The 19,496-nt window shown below is 71.3% G+C and carries 17 protein-coding genes and 2 pseudogenes; 10 read left to right on the top strand and 9 right to left on the bottom strand.

Annotated features, from left to right (window positions below):
* Nucleotides 1-222: 222 nt before the first annotated feature.
* Nucleotides 223-720, bottom strand: a complete 498-nt coding sequence (locus tag IW256_RS18440; protein ID WP_197012174.1) for an FBP domain-containing protein — start codon at nt 718-720, stop codon at nt 223-225.
* 72 nt (nt 721-792) lie between these two features.
* Between IW256_RS18440 and IW256_RS18435 the strand changes: the two genes are divergently transcribed.
* The 3 genes from IW256_RS18435 (at nt 793) to IW256_RS18425 (ending at nt 3,731) form a co-directional block, all read left to right on the top strand.
* Nucleotides 793-1,380 carry a TetR/AcrR family transcriptional regulator gene (locus tag IW256_RS18435; protein ID WP_197012173.1) on the top strand — a complete coding sequence of 196 codons (588 nt, stop codon included), beginning with the start codon at nt 793-795 and terminating at the stop codon, nt 1,378-1,380.
* The gene (locus IW256_RS18430) at nt 1,373-2,626 is read left to right on the top strand and encodes an SGNH/GDSL hydrolase family protein (RefSeq protein ID WP_197012172.1); all 1,254 of its coding nucleotides are present in this window, start codon (nt 1,373-1,375) and stop codon (nt 2,624-2,626) included. Before IW256_RS18435 ends, IW256_RS18430 begins: the two co-directional genes overlap by 8 nt.
* Before the next feature lie 292 nt (nt 2,627-2,918).
* Nucleotides 2,919-3,731 (top strand): TrmH family RNA methyltransferase, encoded by an 813-nt coding sequence (locus tag IW256_RS18425; protein ID WP_307828938.1) that lies wholly within the window; start codon nt 2,919-2,921, stop codon nt 3,729-3,731.
* A 114-nt stretch (nt 3,732-3,845) separates the two neighbouring features.
* On the opposite strand, the gene IW256_RS18420 is transcribed toward IW256_RS18425, so the two are convergent.
* From IW256_RS18420 to IW256_RS18410, 3 genes are all read right to left on the bottom strand, one after another.
* Nucleotides 3,846-5,516 carry a serine/threonine-protein kinase gene (locus IW256_RS18420; protein WP_197012171.1) on the bottom strand — a complete coding sequence of 557 codons (1,671 nt, stop codon included), beginning with the start codon at nt 5,514-5,516 and terminating at the stop codon, nt 3,846-3,848.
* Between the two features lie 223 nt (nt 5,517-5,739).
* On the bottom strand, nt 5,740-6,126 hold the full coding sequence (locus IW256_RS18415) for a VOC family protein (RefSeq protein ID WP_197012170.1): 387 nt from the start codon (nt 6,124-6,126) through the stop codon (nt 5,740-5,742).
* Nucleotides 6,123-6,416, bottom strand: coding sequence for an ArsR/SmtB family transcription factor (locus IW256_RS18410; protein ID WP_197012169.1), 294 nt, complete (start codon nt 6,414-6,416; stop codon nt 6,123-6,125). Before IW256_RS18410 ends, IW256_RS18415 begins: the two co-directional genes overlap by 4 nt.
* Nucleotides 6,417-6,683: 267 nt before the next feature.
* Here IW256_RS18410 and IW256_RS43105 point away from each other — a divergent pair.
* Nucleotides 6,684-7,136: pseudogene (locus IW256_RS43105) on the top strand (DUF4158 domain-containing protein); the annotation flags it as partial.
* Here IW256_RS43105 and IW256_RS41195 read toward each other — a convergent pair.
* Entirely contained in the window at nt 7,025-7,924 is a 900-nt protein-coding gene (locus tag IW256_RS41195) for a hypothetical protein (RefSeq protein WP_231403834.1), read from the bottom strand. The pseudogene IW256_RS43105 and the gene IW256_RS41195 overlap by 112 nt on opposite strands.
* A 113-nt stretch (nt 7,925-8,037) precedes the next feature.
* Between IW256_RS41195 and IW256_RS18395 the strand changes: the two are divergent.
* A pseudogene (locus tag IW256_RS18395) lies at nt 8,038-9,684 on the top strand (Tn3 family transposase); the annotation flags it as partial.
* Nucleotides 9,681-9,980 carry a hypothetical protein gene (locus IW256_RS18390; protein ID WP_197016848.1) on the top strand — a complete coding sequence of 100 codons (300 nt, stop codon included), beginning with the start codon at nt 9,681-9,683 and terminating at the stop codon, nt 9,978-9,980. The pseudogene IW256_RS18395 and the gene IW256_RS18390, both read left to right, overlap by 4 nt.
* A 33-nt stretch (nt 9,981-10,013) precedes the next feature.
* Here IW256_RS18390 and IW256_RS18385 read toward each other — a convergent pair whose 3' ends face one another.
* Together IW256_RS18385 and IW256_RS18380 are read right to left on the bottom strand one after the other, a co-directional pair.
* Nucleotides 10,014-10,916: an aminoglycoside phosphotransferase family protein gene (locus IW256_RS18385; protein WP_197012166.1), complete on the bottom strand. Its 903-nt coding sequence runs from the start codon at nt 10,914-10,916 to the stop codon at nt 10,014-10,016.
* A 42-nt stretch (nt 10,917-10,958) separates the two neighbouring features.
* On the bottom strand, nt 10,959-11,717 hold the full coding sequence (locus tag IW256_RS18380; protein ID WP_197012165.1) for a class I SAM-dependent methyltransferase: 759 nt from the start codon (nt 11,715-11,717) through the stop codon (nt 10,959-10,961).
* A 276-nt stretch (nt 11,718-11,993) separates the two neighbouring features.
* Between IW256_RS18380 and IW256_RS41190 the strand changes: the two genes are divergently transcribed.
* Both IW256_RS41190 and IW256_RS18370 read left to right on the top strand, forming a co-directional pair.
* Complete coding sequence (locus tag IW256_RS41190) at nt 11,994-12,971, top strand: tyrosine-type recombinase/integrase (protein ID WP_307828937.1); 978 nt, start codon at nt 11,994-11,996, stop codon at nt 12,969-12,971.
* 187 nt (nt 12,972-13,158) lie between these two features.
* Nucleotides 13,159-14,421, top strand: a complete 1,263-nt coding sequence (locus IW256_RS18370) for a hypothetical protein (protein ID WP_197012163.1) — start codon at nt 13,159-13,161, stop codon at nt 14,419-14,421.
* Between the two features lie 33 nt (nt 14,422-14,454).
* Here IW256_RS18370 and sigJ read toward each other — a convergent pair whose 3' ends face one another.
* Together sigJ and IW256_RS18360 are read right to left on the bottom strand one after the other, a co-directional pair.
* Nucleotides 14,455-15,339: an RNA polymerase sigma factor SigJ gene (gene sigJ, locus IW256_RS18365; protein ID WP_197012162.1), complete on the bottom strand. Its 885-nt coding sequence runs from the start codon at nt 15,337-15,339 to the stop codon at nt 14,455-14,457.
* Between the two features lie 31 nt (nt 15,340-15,370).
* On the bottom strand, nt 15,371-15,718 hold the full coding sequence (locus IW256_RS18360) for a DoxX family protein (protein WP_197012161.1): 348 nt from the start codon (nt 15,716-15,718) through the stop codon (nt 15,371-15,373).
* A gap of 155 nt (nt 15,719-15,873) precedes the next feature.
* On the opposite strand from IW256_RS18360, the gene IW256_RS18355 reads away from it, so the two are divergent.
* Both IW256_RS18355 and IW256_RS18350 read left to right on the top strand, forming a co-directional pair.
* Nucleotides 15,874-16,716, top strand: a complete 843-nt coding sequence (locus IW256_RS18355; protein WP_231403833.1) for an aldo/keto reductase — start codon at nt 15,874-15,876, stop codon at nt 16,714-16,716.
* Nucleotides 16,717-17,048: 332 nt separating this feature from the next.
* Nucleotides 17,049-19,439 (top strand): ATP-binding cassette domain-containing protein, encoded by a 2,391-nt coding sequence (locus IW256_RS18350; protein ID WP_197012159.1) that lies wholly within the window; start codon nt 17,049-17,051, stop codon nt 19,437-19,439.
* The last annotated feature ends 57 nt before the right edge of the window (nt 19,440-19,496 follow it).

Raw genomic sequence — 19,496 nt, 5'->3', positions numbered from 1 at the left:
ACAGGAGGCTGCGAATGGTGCTCTACCTTCCACTCGGGTGGCGTCGCCACCGACCGTCGCCACTGGTCTGGCCGAGCACTCAGTGAACTCCGGTGATCGCCGCCCCGTCCAGAGACCCGTCGATCGGTGCGGGCCGGATCGGGCGGTGCGGGCCGGATCGGGCGGTGCGGGCCGGGCCGGGTCACCCGCCGCCGGTCAGGCGTTGCCGCGCGGTGGAGGGGATCACCGCGTCACCTTGCCCAGGAAGGTGTGCAGGTTGGCCCACAGGCGCGCGATCTTCTCCTCCACCGTGAGGGACTCGTCCAGACCCCCGCCCGCGACGGACTGCTTCTTGTCGCGCAGGTACAGCGAGCAGGCGAGGTCGTCGCACAGGTACTGCCCGACCGAGTTGCCCTGGCGACCGGCCTCACCGGACCGGCGAGCCGTCATCAGCGCCACTCCCCCACTGGTGCGCGTGGTCAGGCACAACGAGCACATGCTCCGCGCGGTGAAACCGCGCGACGCCCCGCGGCCCGTCCGCAGCGCGACCCCGAGAAGGCCGCCGTCACATTCGGCGATCAGGTAGGCGCGTTCGGGCGCGCCGGGGTCGCGCCAGCCCAGGAAGTCGAGATCGTCCCAGGGCAGGTCGGTGAAGTCCTTGGGCAGGCCCAGGCGCTTGGCCTCGCCTTTCGAGCAGTTGACGAAGGATGCACGGATCTCGCGTTCGGTGACGGGCCTCATGAGCGGGGAGGCTAGCTTTCCTAATATGCTTAGGCAAATGTTTTAGTCACTTAGGCTGCTGGGAGGGTGCCCATGGCACGCGCGGGGTTGACCGCTGAACGCCTGACCCGGGCGGCGTCGGAGCTCGCCGACGAGGTCGGCTTCGACAACGTGACCGTCGCGGCGCTGGCGCGCCGGTTCGGTGTCAAGGAGGCCAGCATGTACTCGCACATCGCCGGCGCCCGCGACCTGAAGACACGGGTGGCGCTGGCGGCCTTCGCCGAGCTCGCCGACCTGGTCGCGGACGCTCTGGCCGGTCGCGCGGGCAAGGACGCGCTGGTGGCCTTCGCGGGCGCCTACCGCGACTACGCCAAACGGCATCCGGGCAGGTACGACGCGATGCGGCTGAGACTGGACCCCGAGACGGCGGCCAGGAGCGCGGCGGGTCGGCACTCGGAGATGACACGGGCGATCCTGCGCGGCTACGCGCTGACGGAGCCCGACCAGACCGATGCGGTACGGATGCTGGGCAGCGTGTTCCACGGCTTCGTGAGCCTGGAGACCGCGGGCTCGTTCGAGCACACCCCGCGCGCGACGGAAGCCTCCTGGCTCAGAACGCTGGACGCCCTCGACAGCGTCCTCAGGAACTGGCCCCGGAAGGACCCACAGGCTCATGAATGATCAGCACGCTTCCTCACCCGGCCCTCCCACCACGTCCCTCACCACCCCCATCACCGCGGAGTTCCTGCACGGTGCGCTCGACCTGGAGCACACCGCGCAGGGTCTGCTGCCGCACCGGTTGCCCGCGCGGGCACGCGCCCAGTACGCCGACGGTCAGCTGGCCATGGCCGAAGCCCAGCCCTCCGGCGTGCGGCTGGTGTTCCGTACGCGGGCGACCGCCGTCGAGCTGGACACGTTGCCCACCAAGACGGTCTACCAGGGCGCCCCTCCCCGTCCGGACGGCGTCTATGACCTGCTCGTCGACGGCCGCCTCGCCGGCCGGGCCGGCGCGCAGGGCGGCAATGTCCTGAACGTCGACCTGGCCACGGGCTCCACCGAGACCCGGCCCGGGCCGGGCGCCACCGTACGGTTCACCGGTCTGCCCGGCCGTGCGAAGGAGGTCGAGATCTGGCTGCCGCACAACGAGATCACCCGGCTGGTCGCCCTGCGCACCGACGCCCCCGTCGAACCCGTACCGCCCGGACGCCGCCCGGTGTGGCTGCACCACGGCAGTTCGATCAGCCAGGGCTCCGACGCCGAGAGCCCCAGCACGACCTGGCCGGCGCTGGCCGCCTCCCTCGGCGGCGCGGAACTGATCAACCTGGGCCTCGGCGGGGGCGCGCTGCTCGACCCGTTCACCGCCCGCGCCCTGCGGGACACCCGCGCGGACCTGATCAGCATGAAGATCGGCATCAACCTGGTCAACGCCGACCTGATGCGCCTGCGCGCGTTCACCCCGGCGGTGCACGGCTTCCTGGACACCGTCCGCGAGGGCCACCCCACCACGCCGCTGCTGGTGGTCTCGCCCATTCTGTGCCCCGTTCACGAGGACACTCCCGGCCCCACCGTCCCGGACTTCAGCGATCTCGGCAACGGGAGGCTGCGGTTCCACGCCGCGGGAAACGCGGCCAAGCGCCCTGCCGGAAAGCTCACGCTGAACGTCATCCGTACCGAACTGGCCCGGATCGTGAAGCAGCGGGCGGCCGACGACCCCGAGCTGTACTACCTCGACGGCCGTGCCCTCTACGGTGAGGCGGACTTCGCCGAGCTGCCGCTGCCCGACCAGCTCCACCCGGACGCCGCCGCGCACCACCGCATGGGCGAACGCTTCGCCCAACTGGTCTTCGGCCCCGATGGCCCGTTCGGCAAGGACCGCCCCTTGCGGCGGCAGGCGCGCCAAGGTCCAGCTGCGACGTTCGAGGGGTGAAGCGGGAAGGCCAGGGCTGAGGCACCATCGGCGCCGGAGTTCAGGTCGCGTCGGCGTCGTCCACACGCCTCTGACCTAAGCTCAGCCAGAGGTCCGGCGGACCGGTGGTCCCAGCACTCAGACCGGGGGCGTCACCCTCTAACCGAACTCCACCCGGAAAGTCGTTGCTCTTCCCTCCCTACTCGGTCTGCCCCCAGGAGGGCACAGCAGGGGCCCTGTCCCGAGATCTTTATGTGGGAAACTGGGCCGTTCGCCGGGTGAGAAGCGAGGACTGGAGCGGTCGGTGGGGGATGTGCTGCGGATTTCGCGGCCCAATGCGCGGTTCCAGCAGTGGGAGGCGCTGCTGCGGAACCGGAACAAGCGGCAGCGGGCGGGGGAGTTCCTGGTACAGGGCGTCCGGCCGATCAGCCTGGCGGTGGAGCGCGGCTGGCCGGTGCGGGCGCTGATCTACGATGCCGAGCGGCCGTTGTCGCGGTGGGCGGCCGGGATGCTGGAGCGGGCCGGGGCCGAGCGGGTGGCGATGGCGCCGGCACTGCTGCAGGAGCTGAGCGGCAAGGAGCAGGTTCCCGAACTGGTGGCGGTGGTGGCGCTGCCGGACGACGACCTGGCGCGGATCGTGGTGGAGCCGTCGTTCGTGGGCGTGGTGTTCGACCGGCCGGCCGTGCCCGGCAACATCGGCACGCTGGTGCGTTCGCTGGACGCGTTCGGCGGTGCCGGGCTGATCGTCACCGGGCACGCCGCCGACCCCTACGATCCCAAGGCGGTGCGCGCCTCCACCGGGTCGCTGCTGGCGGTGCCGGTGGTCCGCGTCCGCTCCCACCGCGAGGTACTCGACTGGGTGCGGCGGGAGCGGGCCGCCGGGCGGCCGCTCACCGTGATCGGCACCGACGAGAACGGCACCGCCGACATCGCCGACGTCGATCTGACCGGCCCCGTGCTGCTGGTGATCGGCAACGAGACCGCCGGGCTGAGCGCCGGCTGGCGGGAGGGCTGCGACACGATGGCGCGGATCCCGATCGGCGGTGCGGCCAGCTCGCTCAACGCCGCCAGTGCCGCAACGGTCGCGCTGTACGAGACCGTCCGCCAACGCGGCCGCCGCCCTTAGCCTCTGTTTCAAAGTCCCGGCCCACCGCGCTCGCGCGGTGGCTGAGGCCACTTCGAGAGGCGCTGGACGGCGCCGGGGGCGTTCGCTGCTCGACGCTGGTACGGGTACGGGCCGTCAGCGCAGGTGGGCGTCGACGTAGCGGGCTATCTGCCGGGCCGCCCGGTCGAGGGCGGCCTGGGAGACCCCGCGGGGACGCATGATCTCGTCCAGCCGGTGGGTCAGCGCGGCCGTGCAGGTGTCCGCGCCGCTGCGGGGCAGGGAGCAGCTGATGAGCAGCCCGGGATCCGACATGCCCGAACGCCAGGGCGTGCGCATGACCAGCGACACTCCGCCACGGGCGCGCGTGATCGGGTTGCCTGTCACCAGGTACGCCTGGTGTTCTGGCACACCGGTCGGTACGTCCTCTCGGCCGGAGACCCTCTGGGCGCTACCGCAGTTCTGGGGCATGGTGCGCCTGACCTCGGCCGCCTCCTCGCTGTCGGGGAAGAAGCCGCATTCGTAACCGTCCACGTAGAGCAGGATCTCCACGCCGTTGACGCGCGCGGTGCCGATCCCGCTTCCGCCGGAGCCGGTGCAGGACCCGGCGGAGGGCCCGATGAACCGGACACCACGGAACGGCACCTGGTAAACGGCCGCGCTCGCCGGAAGGCGGACCTCGGACGGCAGCCGATGCCGGGTCGGGGACGACCTCTGCTCGTTGAAACCGCAGGACCGTACCGGGACCACGACGGCCGCCGCGCTGGTGGTGGGTGTGGGGCCCGGTTCGTCCCCGGCTCGCTGGAACGCGATGGTCCCGGCGGTCCCGGCTCCGGCAGCCAGCGTGGTGCCCAGGAACGCGGCGGTGACCTTGGCTCCGGTGGTGGCCAGCAGCCCGGCCTGGGCCGTGGCGGCCCCTCCGCCCACGAGCCCTTGGGCGAGGAGGCCGCCGAGGGGGAACAGGGCGGCCAGCGCCGCCGTGCCCGCCGCCAGCCTCCGGATGCCGCGATGCTCCCAGTCGGCCCCGTACGCCTCGGACGCGACCGCCTCCAACGCCGTGAGGAACGCGTCGGCGGATGGCGGGCGGCTCTGCGGGTCCTTCGCCATGCCCGCTGTGACCAGGGGCCGCAGTGGTTCGGGTAATTCGTCGACCGGCACGGGCTCGGTGAGGTGCTGCCGTCTCATGCCCGGCATGTCGGTCGCCCGGTGCGGCCGGTGCCCCGTGACGCACTCGAAGAACACGCAGGTGGCCGCGTACACGTCGGTGGAGGGCGAGGCGGGCCGCCCCTCCCACTGCTCGGGCGACATGTAGGCGGGCGTGCCCGTCCTGGTCCCGTCTCCCGCCACCGTGGCCACGCCGAAGTCGACGAGCTTGCTGAGGCCGTCGCCTTGCACGACCACGTTGGCGGGCTTGTAGTCACGATGGACGACGCCGAGCGTGTGCGCCGCCGCCAGGCCCTTGAGGGAGCCCTTCAGCACGATCAGGGCGGCTTCGGGTGCGAGCCTGCCGTGCTCGGCCAGGAGCGCCTTGAGCGAGACCCCGTTCACGGCCTCCATCACGATGGCCGCGCCGTGCTCGCCGCTGACGAACCGGTAGAGCCGGGCCACGTGCGGGTCGGTGATCCGGCCGAGCATCACCGCCTCGGCGCGCAGCCGTTCGATGGCCGCCTCGTCGCCCGGCCGCCGGCGCACGTACTTGATCGCCACCGGAGACCCCGACTCGGCGTGCCGGGCCAGCACCACGCGTCCCTGCGCCCCGGCACCCAGTTCCCGAACCTCGTCGAACCCGGAGATCCGCCACTCGGCCACGGCGGCTCAGCCCCTGGGACGCCGACGGCGCCCGGCGACGGCCTCTCTCGGCGGCGCCGGTTTCCGGCTGGCCTTGGCCATGAACGACTGCGGCCCTTCCTCACGGAAGCATGATGATGACGATGATGATGATGGCGAAGCCGGTGTGGATGTTCAAGGCGTTACGCGACGAGGCCCCGGCCGCGTACGGTCCGGGGCCTCGCCTGCGCGGCCGGTGGTCGTCCTATGAATGGTGCACGATCTGGATCAGGTTGCCGCAGGTGTCGTCCAGCACCGCGGTGGTGACCGGGCCCATCTCCAGCGGCTCCTGGGTGAACCGCACTCCGAGCCCGCGCAGCCTGTCGAACTCCGCGTGCACGTCGTCAACGGCGAAGGCGGTGGCCGGGATGCCGTCCTTGGCCAGCGCCTCCCTGAACGGCCTGACCGCGGGGTGGCCGGCGGGCTCCAGCAGCAGTTCGGTCCCGTCGGGGTTCTCAGGTGAGACCACGGTCAGCCACCGGTCCTCGCCCAGCGGAACCTCCGTCTTCTTCACGAATCCCAGCACATCCGTGTAGAAGCGCAGGGCCTTGTCCTGGTCGTCGACGAAGACGCTGGACAGATGGATCTTCAAGGGGTGCCCTCCGGTTCATCGGGTCTGAGCCACCGGTTCACGATGTGCTCAAGGGGTTCGGTGTTCAGATCGTGGAACTTGTAGCGGCCCTCCCGCCGGCTCTCGACCAGCCCGGCGGCCTCCAGCACGGCGAGGTGCTGGGAGACCGCCTGACGTGACATGCCGAGCCGGTGCTTCATGGTCAGCCGCGAGCAGATCTCGAACAGGGTCTGCCCGGGAGACTCGGCGAGTTCGTCGAGGATCTTCCGGCGGGTGGGGTCGGCCAGGGCTTTGAATAATTCGTCGGCCACACCCCCACTATAGGCAAGTCTGCACTTGCCTATCAAGGCTCGACCTGCATCCTCCGGATCGGCGATGCCCGGCTGCTCCGCTCCGGGGCCCCTCCCGGCGACCTGGAACGAGCTGAGTGGGCCATGGCCGCCGCTCGCCTGGCAGGCGGCCTCGGGTACCGGCCCGCGAGGAGGCTGGGTGCAGGTTTAGCGGTAGGAAGCTGATCTTCGTTTCGGTTCGGTGACGGGCCGGGTCTGCCCTGGTGAGGGCCCGTACGTTCCGGGGCCATGCCCTTCGAATTTCTCTCTGATGCACAGGTCACCCGCTATGGCCGGTTCCCGCAGGAGCCGTCGGTGGCCGAGCTGGAGCAGTTCTTCCGGTTGGACCGGGTCGCGCTGGAGCAGGTGGACAAGCGGCGGCGGCCGTCGACGAGGCTGGGCTGGGCGGTGCAGTGGGGCACGGTGCGGATGCTGGGGGTGTTCCTGACCGAGAAGCCCACGGCGGTTCCGGGCGGGGTGGTGGGGTTCGTCGCTGAGCAGCTCGGCGTCGATCCGGCCGAGTTCGCCGAGTACGGGCGGCGTGCGCAGACGGTGTACGAGCACGCGTGGGAGATCCGCGAGCTGCTGGGCTACCGCGACTTCGCCGACGGGGAGACCGAGCTGCGTCGCTTTGTGGCGGCGCGGGTGTGGTCGACGACCGAGGGCCCGCGGGCGCTGTTCGACCGGGCGGTGGTGCACCTGGTGAAGGAGCGGGTGCTGCTGCCGGGCATCACGGTGCTGACGCGGCTGGTGGGCGAGGTGCGCCGGGCCGAGAACGCTCGGCTGTACGGGCGGCGTGGTGTCGGAGCTGGAGCGGCTGCGGACCTCGCCGGTGAAGGCGTCGGGCCGGGTGCTGATGCGGAGTTGGACCGGGTCGCTGAGATCGCCGGGATCGGGGCCGGGCGGGTGCAGGTGGAGCCGGTGCCGGCGGTGAAGCTGGCGTCGCTGGCCCGGTACGGGATGGCGTCCAAGGCCCCCACGCTGCGGGATCTGGAGGAGCGGCGGCAGACCGCGACGCTGCTGGCCACGGTCCGGCACCTGGAGACCGCCTCAATCGACGACGCGCTGGACGTGCTGGACCTGCTGATCACCTCGAACCTGCTGGCCAAGGCGGAACGGGCCGGGAAAGCCGAGCAATTGCGGTCCTTGCCCAAGCTGCGGTCGGCGGCGCGGCATGTGGCCTCGGCGATGGAGATCTTGATGAGCGCGCCGCAGGCGACCGCGGACCGGCTGGTGTCGCTGGCGGAGGTGTGGAACGAGATCGAGCGGGTGGTGCCGCGCGAGAAGCTGTCGGCGGCGGTCGAGGTGATCACGGCGTTCGTGCCCGCCACCGATGATGACGCGGCTGCGGCGTGGCGGGCTGAGCTGGTCAAGCGGTACCGGACGGTGCAGCAGTTCATCGAGCTGCTGTTGGAGACGATCGAGTTCCGGGCGGTGGAGGCCGGGCAGCCGGTGCTGGCGATGGTGGCCGCGGCCGCCGCGATGGCCAAGGCCCGCCGCCGCTACGACCGCGCCGACGTCGCCGCGCACGAGGACCTGGTGACCGGGTCTTGGCGGCCGCTGGTGTTCGCCAACCCCGACCTGCCCCGCAGGGCAGGTCGGCAAGGCCGCGTTCACGCTGTGCGCGCTGATGCACCTGCACGCCGCGTTGCGGCGCCGGGATGTGTTCGCCGCCGGCGCCGACCGGTGGAGCGACCCGCGGGCCCGCCTGCTGGAGGGCGCGGGCTGGGAGGCGGCGCGGCCGCGGGTGCTGGCGGCGTTGGAGCTGGAGGACGAGCCGGCCGGGCATCTGGCCGAGCTCGCCAGCGCGCTGGAAGGCGCCTACACCCGGGTGCTGGACGGGCTCGGCGCCAACACCGCGGTGCAGTTCGTCGGCGGCCGCCTGCAGATCGAGAAGCTCGGGCCGCGCGACGAGCCGCCGCTGATGACCGAGTTCCGCGCCCTGATCGGTCAGATGCTGCCGCGGGTGGACTTCCCCGAGCTGCTGCTGGAGGTGTTCGACCGCACCGGCCTGGCGGCCGACTTCACCCACATCTCCGGAGCCGACCCCGCGATGGAGGACTTCGCGGTCAGCCTGTGCGGGCTGATCGTGGCCGAGGCGTGCAACGTCGGCCTGGTCCCGATCGAGAAGCCCAACGTGCCCGCCCTCACGCGCGCCCGCCTCCAGCAGGTCGACCAGGGATACCTGCGCGCCGAGACGATCTCGGCGGCCAACGCCCGCCTGATCGCCGCCCAGGCCGACCTCGACATCGTGCGCACCTGGGGCGGCGGGCAGATCGCCTCGGCCGACGGGCTGCGGTTCATCGTCCCGGTCGCCAACCTGCACACCGGCCACAACCCGATCTACTTCGGCCGCCAGCGCGGCGCGACCTGGCTGAACGTCGTCAACGACCAGGTGATGGGCATCGGCGGCCTGGTCGTGCCCGGCACCTTGCGCGACTCGCTGTTCATCCTGGACGCCATCCACACCATCGACGGCGGCCCCCGACCCGAGACCGTGGTGACCGACACCGCCTCCTACTCCGACATCGTGTTCGGCCTGTTCGCGATCTGCGGCTACCAGTTCTCCCCACGCATCGCCGACCTGGGCGACACCCGCCTGTGGCGCACCAACACCCGCACCACCTACGGGCCGCTGGACCACATGTCCCGCCACACCGTCCGCCTCGACAAGATCCGGGCGCACTGGGCCGACATGCTGCGCGTCGCCGGCTCCCTCACCACCGGCCAGGTCCGCGCCTTCGATCTGATCCGGATGCTGTCGCGCGACGGCCGCCCCACCGGCCTGGGCGACGCGTTCGCCCACTACGGCCGGATCTTCAAGACCCTGCACCTGCTGCAGTTCATCTCCGACGACGGCTACCGCCGCATGATCGGCACCCAGCTCAACACCCAGGAGGCCCGCCACCGCCTCGCCCGCCGCATCGCCTTCGGCAACCGCGGCCAACTCCGCCGGCGCTACCGCGAGGGCATGGAAGACCAGCTCGGCGCGCTCGGCCTCGCGCTGAACGCGGTGGTGTGGTGGAACACCCTCTACCTGGACGCCGCCGTCAAACGGATCCGCGCCGACGGCTTCCCCGCCACCGACGACATGTGCGCCCGCCTCTCACCCATCGCCTACGAGCACATCAACTTCCTGGGCCGCTACGCCTTCACCCGCGCCGAAACGGGCGCCGGCCTGCGCCCCTTCCACGACCCCACCCAAGAAGCGGACGCGCCCGGCGCCCCGCTGGCAGCATCAACACCATGAAGTGGTGGCGGCGCAAGCCCGCACGGCCCGTAGACACCGACCCCGAGCTCGCCCGCATCCGCCAAGAGCTCGTCTGGAAGTTCGGCGAAGAGATCGCCTACGCCATCCGGCTGACCGCCAAGGACGCGACACCGGTCGGCCACCCGACCTGGGACCCGCTCCCCGCCGGAGAAGCCCTGCAGCACATCGACGGCCTGCTCAGCGAGCGGTTCTCCCTGCGCACCCCGATCAAGGTAGAAGTCCAGCTCGCCAAGAACGGTGGCTGGATTGTCTGCATGATGGACGACCGATGCTGACTGAGGCCACCAAGTAGCAGCGTCACTGCGTGGCTACAGCAGAGCGTGTCTCAGAACGCGGTCGAGCGCTGCCCGGCCTGCGGGTCCCCATTCCGGCTTGCCGCCAGGAAGGCCCCGGTCCCCGTTCTGGCCCATCAGCATGAGGAACAGGCTTTTCAGAGCGGCCAGCCCGCGGGCGCGCCGGATCGTCGCCTCGTCCGCACGCGCGTATGCGTCGAAGAAGCGTGCGGCGGTGCCGGCGGGAAGGATCACCCATGCGGCCGCGAGGTCCCACGCCGGGTCGCCGGCGAACACGGCGTCGAAGTCGATCACGCCTGAGAGCGTTCCGTCCGTGACGACGACGTTCGCGGGATGCAGGTCACCGTGCACCCAGACCGGCGGGCCCTCCCACTCAGGGGCCGCGACGGCGTCGTCCCAGACGGCCCGGACGCCGTCGGCGAGGTCGTCGGGGACGACGGCGTGGAAGAAGTGGTCGAAGCCGTCCGTGCACTTCTTGGGGTGTTCGCCGCGGTCCTCGCTGATCGGCGCGTCTTCGGGCGCCTCCACGTGGAGTGCCTTGAGGAAGCCCGCCAGAGTGTCGGCCGCGTGGTCGCCGCGGCTGATGGAGGTGTGGTCGAGTGGCTCGCCGTGGACCCACGTCATGATGGTCCAGGGCTTCGGGAAACGCGCAGACGGTTCACCGATCCGTACGGGGTTGGGGACCGGAAGCGGCAGGCGCGGGGCCAGGACCGGCAGCCACCGGCACTCCTTGCGCAGGAGGTTCGGGGCACCTTCTGAACGCGGCATGCGCACAGCCAGCTCGTCCCCGAGGCGCCACATTTGGTTGCCCCACCCACCCGCTACTTCCCGCATGGCCAGCCCCGCGAGGTCCGGATGCTGCTCCTGCAGCAACTCATGGACCAGGTCCGCGGTGATCTCGATCTCGGAGTCGGTCATACGACACGACGGTACAAGGGCAGGCGCCGACTCTGGCACCGCTCATGATCCGCGAGGGGCCTGGCTGCCCGAGCCGTTAGCCGACGGCGGTACCTCGACGACGAAGAACAGGAAGTTGGGGTGGGTCGAAAGCTCCTGGAAGCCGTCCGGGAACAGCTCACGGGCGGCCGGGTCGGGCAACGGCTCACTGATGACGGAAAGACGGAAGCCGGCGGCGGTGAAGGCATCGGTCATCGCGTGCAACGGCCTGCGCCACAACTTCATCGGGACGAACTGCCCATTGAGGGCCCAGTCGAAGGTATAGCTGGTGGTCACGTGGTAGTCGGGCCGGGGATCCCGGTGCGCCCAGGCCGTGAAAGGGTGACTCACCGACGCGATCAGCCGGCCGCCGGGCCGCAGGACCCGCCGCACCTCGGCCAGCGTCGGCCCCCAGTCCTCCAGGTAGTGCAGGACCAGCGACGCGACCACGTCGTCGAATGCGCCCTCGTCGAACGGCAGAAGGTCGCCCAGGTCGACCTCGTGCAGGGCCACGTCGTCACCGAGCCGCCGCCTGGCCAGTGCCAGCATCCCGGCGCTGGCGTCGATGCCGGTGACGACGGCACCGCGGTCGCGCAGTGCAGCCGACAGGGGGCCTGAGCCGCAGCCCGCGTCCAGGATCCGACGGCCGGCCACGTCTCCGGCGAGGGTCAGCATCGCGGGCCGCTCGTAGTACGCGTTCACGAGGCTGGTCTCGTTCTCCGCCGAGTACGCCTCAGCGATGCTGTCGTAGTCGTTCGCCTCGTCCCGATCTGCAGACTGCATCGCCGCAGCCTAGTAGTCACATGATCCGCCGGACGGGCCCCACGCACCAACAGCCGCTCAGCCTCCGCTGCGAACGATCACTGATCCGGCCGCCGCCTGGCCGCCCTGTCTCTTCAAAGACATTCCTTTTCTGATCGCACACCTGGCCGGGGCGCGTTTGCTGTGACAGGTAACTTGCATTACCTGTCACACTGACCTGCGTCGGCTCACGTCCGGCCAGCCCGCCGCAGGCCGCGGCAGAGGTGACTCGGCAACGTTATGTGTCACATCGGCCCCGTGGAGGTCCCCGCCGTGTCCATCGTCGCGTTCTCCGGCCGCGCCGGCGGGCCGGGCCCGTCCGGCGCCTGCACCCTCGCGGCCGCCGTCGACCGGTACCTGGACTCCATCCCGACCGCCACCACCCGCGCCAGCTACGACGACACCCTCGCACGGCTGATCGACGTCGCCGGCGGCGCCGACCCCGTCGCCGGGCTGACGCCCGAGGACTTCGCCGCGGTGATGGACCGCTGGAACACCGCGGCGGCCGCCACCTGGAACCGACACCTGTCCGCGCTCACCTCGTTCACCACCTGGGCGCAGCGCCAGGAACTCCTGGCCACCAACCCGGCCCGCCGCCTGACCCGCCGCAAGCCCCCCCGCCGCGGCGACCGCTCCATCCCCCGCGCCCGGCTGGACAAGCTACTGGCCGACGACACGCACGCGCTGCGCGAGCGCGTGCTGTGGCGGATGCTGTACGAGACCGCCGCCCGCGCCGAAGAGATCCTCTCGCTCAACATCGAGGACCTCGACCCCGAGTTCCGACGGGCCCGCGTGACCTCCAAGGGCGGCGCCATCGAGTACGTGCACTGGGCCACCGGCACCGCCCGGCTACTGCCCCGCCTGCTCAAGGGCCGCACGACCGGCCCGGTGTTCCTGGCCGACCGCTGCGCCCCCACCACCGGCCGACGCGCCCCCGCCGCCGCCGACATCTGCCCGACCACCGGCCGCAGCCGACTGTCCTACCCACGCGCCGAATACCTGTTCAAGACCGCCACCCGCGCACTCGACCCGCACGACCGCGGCTGGACCCTTCACCAACTCCGCCACTCCGCACTTCAGCACCTCGCCGCTGCCGGCCGCACCGCCGCTGAACTCCAAGCCAAGTCCCGCCACCAGCACCTGGCCAGCCTCGGCGCCTACGTCCGCCTCGGCGAACACACCTCCGCCCAAGTCACTGCCGACACCGACCCCGCCTCCCGACGACGCGCTCGCTAGGACGCTTGCGAACCCGCCGGTAGCCGCCGACTGCTACCGCTGATTCCCGCACTCATCCTCCTCGCGGGCCTACCGGCGGCAGTCCGGTTCCGGTCATGATCTTCAGGCGGGTCAACGTGCCGTGGGAACGGGCCGTCCTCATTCATCCGAACACATTCGGTACACAGGGGGCTCCGCGTTGAAACCCATGCGTATTCTCAGTCGCTTCGACCACGTCCGATCCGGTGGCGCGCTCGGCGTCGCAGCCGCGCTCACCGCCACGATGGTCCTGGCCCCCGCCGGGCCGGCCGCCGCGGATTCCTGCCGCCCGGCGCTCACCGGGGTGACGGTGCCCGAACTGATCCACGCGGGGGACGAGGCGGCGGGGAACGTCAGCCTGAGCTGCGCTCCCCTGTCGGAGGTCACCCTCCGGCTGAGCTCGGACCGGGCCGAGCTGGTGGTTCCGGCCACCGTCACCGTCAAGCCCGGGCAGACCAGCGCGAACGTGCCGCTGACGGCCAGGCTGGTCGACGGGGCCCGGTACGTGGCGAACGTCAAGGCCCGGTACCAGGGCCGTACGTTCGGCGATGACATCACCGTCGACCCGGGGCTCAAGAGCCTGAGCCTCGCTCCCACCTCGGCGCCGAACGCGGTGAGCCCGGTGGTCTCCCTCACGGGCCCGGCCCCGGCCGGAGGGCTGACCGTGCGGCTGGCCTCCGACCATCCCGCCGTCACGATGGCCCCGACGCTCTTCTTCCAGCAGGACGCCTACAGCATCGTCACCCAGGCGGACCGGGTCGACCAGGTCACCGAGGACACCCGGGTCACCATTTCGGCCTCGCTGGGCTCCCGGACGCTGCGCGCGTCCAAGGTCCTCCTCCCGCCCTTCGACGGCACCCAGGGCATGAACGTCCGCGCCAACGAGCCCGAGGACCTGTACGGCCAGGAGTACGGCCGGTCCTACAGCGTCGTCCTGGACAACCCGGCGCCCACCGGCGGGCTCGAGGTCCAGATGAGGGTCCGCGACGGCGACCCCGCCGTCGAGCTGGACAACGTCACCGACCACATATCGGAAGGTTCCACCACCGGCACCTTCCGCCTCCGCACCACCGAGGTCACCAGGACGACCCGGGTCGTCCTGGAGGCCACCGCCGCGGGCGCCACCGCCACGCTCCCGATCACGATCCACCCCCGGATCACGGCGATCGGCCTGCCCGGGTCGGTCAAGGGCGGGACCGCCTTCCAGGGCACGATCACGCTGGCGGGCCCGTCCGAGGTCGACACCGTCGTGCACCTCCAGCCCAGCTGGGGCATCGTGGAGGTGCCGGCTTCGGTGACCATTCCCGCGGGCGCGATCTCGGTCACTTTCGAGGCGACCTCCTCAACCGTCGAGGAGGACTCCCAGATCTTCATCACCGCTCGTCTCGGCCGCACCGAGCTCTACTCCGACAGGGTGACCCTGACACCCTGACTCCGGCCGGCCGACCGCGTCCGCCCGGCGTGGTCACCCGTCGAGAACGGTCAGGTCGAGCAGGCGGAGGCGGTCGGGGTCGGCGATCACGTCGATGGCGGCGACCCGGCCGTCGGTGACGGTGAAGCCCATCACCGCCACCGGCCGCCCGTGCGGGGTGACGACGACGCCCGCCGCGCCGTTGATCAGTGCCGGACGGGCGAACGGGGAGAGCCCGCCGAACATGGTCGCCTGGGCGGCCACGTTCCGGGCGCCGGTGAGCACGACCGTGTGGCGGGCGAGGGCGGTGCCGCCGTCGGAACGGAGCACCACGTCCGGGTGGAGCACGGCGACCAGACCCTCGAAGTCGCCGTCACGGGCGGCGGCGAGGAACGCGTCGACGACGGCGCGCTGCCGGGCGGGATCGGGGTCGGGCGCCGGAGCCTGCCCCTGCACGCGGCGGCGGGCGCGGCTGGCGAGCTGCCTGGCCGCCGCCGGGGACCGCTCGATCATGGGGCCGATCTCGTCGAAGGGCACGGCGAACATGTCGTGCAGCACGAACGCGAGCCGTTCGGCCGGCGCGAGCGTGTCGAGCACGACCAGCAGGGCCAGGCCCACGGAGTCGGCCAGGACGGCCTCCTCCTCGGGATCGGTCCCGCCCTCGGGGCCGATGATGGGGTCGGGGAGGTGGACGTCGGCGGGCTCCTCGCGCCGCGAGCGGCGAGAGCGCAGCATGTTCAGGCAGATCCGGGCCACCACGGTGGTCAGCCAGGCGTCGAGGTTCTCGACCTCGCCGGTGTCGGTGCGGCTGAGCCGCAACCACGCCTCCTGCACGGCGTCGTCGGCTTCGCTCACCGAGCCGAGCATCCGGTAGGCCACCGCCCGCAGGTGACCGCGCTGCTCCTCGAAACGTCCGGTCACCCGGTCGACGTCGTCCACCGTGTCGTTCCTCTCTCGCGGTGTGGGCGGCTCAGGCGGCGAATCCCAGCGCCAGCGAACCGACCACGGGCGCCATGTACATCAGCGGGAACGGGGTGTGGGAGTACGAACGTGCCCGGAGCACGGTGATGACGGCACCGGTGAAGTAAAGCACCAGGCCGATGCCCGCCACGACACCGATCACCGGCACGAACAGGCCGGCCAGCAGCCCCGCCGCCCCCGCGGCCTTGGCCGTACCGAGCCAGGGCCACCACGAGCGCGGCACGCCGTACTCGGCCAGGGGCTGCACGACCCACGCGGCGCGGAAGAAGACGGAACCGGCCGAGAAGGCGGCCATGGCGGCCCCCAGGACGGTGACGACGATGTAGGCGGTGGACATCAGGTACTCCTCATCAGGCGGCGGATGCCGGTCATTGCTCGTTACTGCCTCGACACCTGGGCGCGCGGTGATGTGACAGGGCGGGGGTCCACGGGCTTGTTATCGTCGTCACAGACAATCCGTGGCAGATGAGGGATAAGGGGCATCGGGGGCGCATGGGATCGAACACGTTCCGCATCGGGGGTGAGCTCGCCGTACGGCGGCTCGGGTTCGGGGCCATGCGGCTGCCGACCGAGTCCGGACCGGCCAGGGCCGCCTCCATCGCGGTGGCCAGGCGCGCCGTCGAGCTGGGCGTCACGTTGATCGACACCGCGCACATGTACGGGTGGGGCGCCAACGAGGAGCTCCTCGCCGAGGCCCTGTACCCCTATCCGGACGATCTGCTCATCGCGACGAAGGTCGGGGTGGCACCACCGGAGCCTCCGCGCGAGGCGGCGATCAACGGGCGGCCCGGCTTCCTGCGCCGGCAGGTCGAGGAAGGGCTCCGCCGGCTCAGGGTCGAACGGCTCGACCTGCTCCAGCTCCATCGCGTCGATCCGGAGGTGCCGCTCGCCGACCAGCTCGGGACGCTGCGCGAACTCCAGGACCAGGGCAAGATCGGCCACATCGGGCTGTCCGAGGTCACCGCCGCCCAGCTGGCCGAGGCGCGCCGGATCATCGACGTGGCGAGCGTGCAGAACCGCTACAGCGTGCTCGACCGCGAGCACGAGGCCGTCCTCGACGCCTGTGACGCGGCGGGGATCGCCTTCCTTCCCTGGCGGCCCGTCCACCCCGCGGTGTCGGAGGCGGGCGAGATCGCGGCCGTGGCCGCCGAACTGGGCGCCACCGGCGCGCAGGTCGCGCTCGCGTGGCTGCTGCACCGCTCACCGGTCGTGCTGCCGATTCCCGGGACCTCCAGGATCGGGCATCTGGAGGAGAACGTCGCCGCCGCGGACCTGCGGCTGAGCGACGACCAGCGGCGCCGGCTCGACGCGCTGTCCGTCCCGTCCGGCGGCTGAACGCACCCTCCGTCTCCGGCCGGGTGACCGGACCGATCAGGAATCGAGAAGCGCCGCCCGGCCGGCCAGCAATAGCGTGAACCACCATGAACATCGGAAACGGCGGGACGCGCCGGACCACGGCCGCTCCCGCCGGCCTCTGTCCTTCGACTGGGACGGCCTGGGTGTCGCACCGGCGCGACCCCGCCGTTCCGCCGATCAGGTAGACAGGTAGCCCGCCTTCGGCGCGGCCGCGCCGACGCGTGAACACCGGACGTACCGCTGGGACCGGATCGAGCCAGGCGACACCGCCGGAGACCGCCAAGGCGGCCCTCCCGACAGATGGAGACACGATGAGCACGACCATGAACACGGAAACGCAGTCGCCTGCGCCGCACGCCGCCGACAGCCATGACCTGATCCGCGTGCACGGCGCGCGCGAGAACAACCTCAAGGACATCAGCGTCGAACTCCCGAAGCGCCGGCTGACGGTGTTCACCGGCGTCTCCGGCTCGGGGAAGAGCTCCCTGGTGTTCAGCACGATCGCCGCGGAGTCGCAGCGGATGATCAACGAGACGTACAGCACGTTCGTGCAGGGCTTCATGCCGACTCTGGCGCGGCCCGAGGTCGACGTGCTCGACGGGCTGACGACCGCGATCATCGTCGACCAGCAGCGGCTGGGCGCCGACCCCCGCTCCACCGTCGGCACCGCCACCGACGCCAACGCGATGCTGCGCATCCTCTTCAGCCGGCTGGGCGAGCCGCACATCGGCTCGCCCCAGGCGTTCTCCTTCAACGTCGCCTCGGTCCGGGCGAGCGGTGCGATCACCGTTGAACGGGGTGACCGCAAGACCGTGAAGCAGTCCTTCACCCGCACCGGCGGCATGTGCCAGGGCTGCGAAGGCCGGGGCACCGTCTCCGACCTCGACCTCACCCAGCTCTACGACGACTCCAAGTCGATCGCCGAGGGCGCGATCACCGTTCCCGGCTACAAGGCCGACAACTTCTGGACCGTGCGGATCTTCGCCGAGTCGGGCTTCGTCGACCCGGACAAGCCGATCCGCGACTACTCCGCGAAGGAACTGCACGACTTCCTCCACCGTGAGCCGACCAAGGTGAAGGTCGAAGGCGTCAACCTCACCTACGAGGGGCTGATCCCCAAGATCAAGAAGTCGTTCCTGTCCAAGGAGCGGGAGGCGATGCAGCCGCATATCCGGGCCTTCGTGGACCGGGCGGTCACCTTCACCGCCTGCCCCGACTGCGGCGGCACCCGGCTCAGCGAGGCGGCCCGGTCGTCGCGGATCGGCGGGATCAACATCGCCGACGCCTGCGCGATGCAGATCAGCGACCTGGCCGCCTGGGTCCGCGGCCTCGACGAGCCGACGGTGGCGCCGCTGCTCGCGACGCTGCAACGGACCCTCGAATCGTTCGTGGAGATCGGGCTGGGCTACCTCTCGCTCGAACGGCCGGCGGGCACGCTGTCGGGCGGCGAGGCCCAGCGCGTCAAGATGATCCGCCACCTCGGCTCCTCGCTCACCGACACCACCTACGTCTTCGACGAGCCCACCATCGGCCTGCACCCCCACGACATCCAGCGGATGAACAACCTGCTGCTGCGGCTGCGCGACAAGGGCAACACGGTGCTCGTCGTGGAGCACAAGCCGGAGACGATCGCGATCGCCGACCACGTCGTCGACCTGGGCCCCGGCGCCGGTACGGCCGGCGGCACCGTCTGCTACGAGGGCACCGTCGAGGGGCTGCGGGCCAGCGGCACCATCACCGGCCGCCATCTCGACGACCGGGCCGCCCTCAAGGAGACGGTGCGCAAGCCCTCCGGCACGCTGGAGATCCGCGGCGCGACGGCGAACAACCTGCGCGACGTCGACGTCGACATCCCGCTCGGCGTGCTGACCGTCGTCACCGGCGTCGCCGGCTCCGGCAAGAGCTCGCTCGTGCACGGGTCGCTCCCCGCCGGCGCGGGAGTGGTGACGATCGACCAGGGCGCGATCCGCGGCTCGCGGCGGAGCAACCCGGCGACCTACACCGGCCTGCTCGACCCGATCCGCAAGGCGTTCGCGAAGGCCAACGGTGTGAAGCCGGGCCTGTTCAGCGCCAACTCCGAGGGCGCCTGCCCCGGTTGCAACGGTGCCGGCGTCATCTACACCGACCTGGCGATGATGGCCGGTGTCGCCACCACCTGCGAGGAGTGCGAGGGGAAGCGGTTCGAGGCGTCGGTGCTGGACCACCACCTCGGCGGACGCGACATCAGCGAGGTGCTCGCGATGTCGGTGACCGAGGCCGAGGAGTTCTTCGGCGCGGGCGAGGCCCGCACCCCCGCCGCGCACCGCATCCTCGGCCGGCTCGCCGATGTCGGGCTCGGCTACCTCAGCCTCGGCCAGCCGCTCACCACGCTGTCGGGCGGCGAGCGGCAGCGGCTCAAGCTGGCCACCCACATGGCCGACAAGGGCGGCGTCTACGTCCTCGACGAGCCGACCACCGGCCTCCACCTCGCCGACGTCGAGCAGCTGCTCGCCCTGCTCGACCGGCTCGTCGACTCCGGCAAGTCGGTCATCGTCGTCGAGCACCACCAGGCGGTCATGGCGCACGCCGACTGGATCATCGACCTCGGCCCCGGCGCCGGCCACGACGGCGGCCGGATCGTCTTCGAGGGCACGCCCGCCGACCTCGTCGCCGCCCGCTCCACCCTCACCGGCGAGCATCTCGCGGCCTACGTCGGCGCATGACCGGGGCCCTCACCGGCGCAGTGGGACGGCGCTTCCCCGTCCGCGCCGTCCCGGCCC

Source organism: Actinomadura viridis (assembly GCF_015751755.1).
GTDB lineage: Bacteria > Actinomycetota > Actinomycetes > Streptosporangiales > Streptosporangiaceae > Spirillospora > Spirillospora viridis.
The sequence above is the reverse complement of the archived record's forward strand: the minus strand, read 5'-3'. Positions and strand labels throughout refer to the sequence as shown.

What these genes read in the sequence shown, in the direction of transcription:
- IW256_RS18440 (WP_197012174.1), bottom strand. Translation starts at nt 720, where the DNA reads ATGAGGCCCGTCACCGAACGCGAGATCCGTGCATCCTTCGTCAACTGC.
- IW256_RS18435 (WP_197012173.1), top strand. Translation starts at nt 793, where the DNA reads ATGGCACGCGCGGGGTTGACCGCTGAACGCCTGACCCGGGCGGCGTCG.
- IW256_RS18430 (WP_197012172.1), top strand. Translation starts at nt 1,373, where the DNA reads ATGAATGATCAGCACGCTTCCTCACCCGGCCCTCCCACCACGTCCCTC.
- IW256_RS18390 (WP_197016848.1), top strand. Translation starts at nt 9,681, where the DNA reads ATGAAGTGGTGGCGGCGCAAGCCCGCACGGCCCGTAGACACCGACCCC.
- IW256_RS18385 (WP_197012166.1), bottom strand. Translation starts at nt 10,916, where the DNA reads ATGACCGACTCCGAGATCGAGATCACCGCGGACCTGGTCCATGAGTTG.
- IW256_RS18380 (WP_197012165.1), bottom strand. Translation starts at nt 11,717, where the DNA reads ATGCAGTCTGCAGATCGGGACGAGGCGAACGACTACGACAGCATCGCT.
- IW256_RS18370 (WP_197012163.1), top strand. Translation starts at nt 13,159, where the DNA reads ATGCGTATTCTCAGTCGCTTCGACCACGTCCGATCCGGTGGCGCGCTC.
- IW256_RS18360 (WP_197012161.1), bottom strand. Translation starts at nt 15,718, where the DNA reads ATGTCCACCGCCTACATCGTCGTCACCGTCCTGGGGGCCGCCATGGCC.
- IW256_RS18355 (WP_231403833.1), top strand. Translation starts at nt 15,874, where the DNA reads ATGGGATCGAACACGTTCCGCATCGGGGGTGAGCTCGCCGTACGGCGG.
- IW256_RS18350 (WP_197012159.1), top strand. Translation starts at nt 17,049, where the DNA reads ATGAGCACGACCATGAACACGGAAACGCAGTCGCCTGCGCCGCACGCC.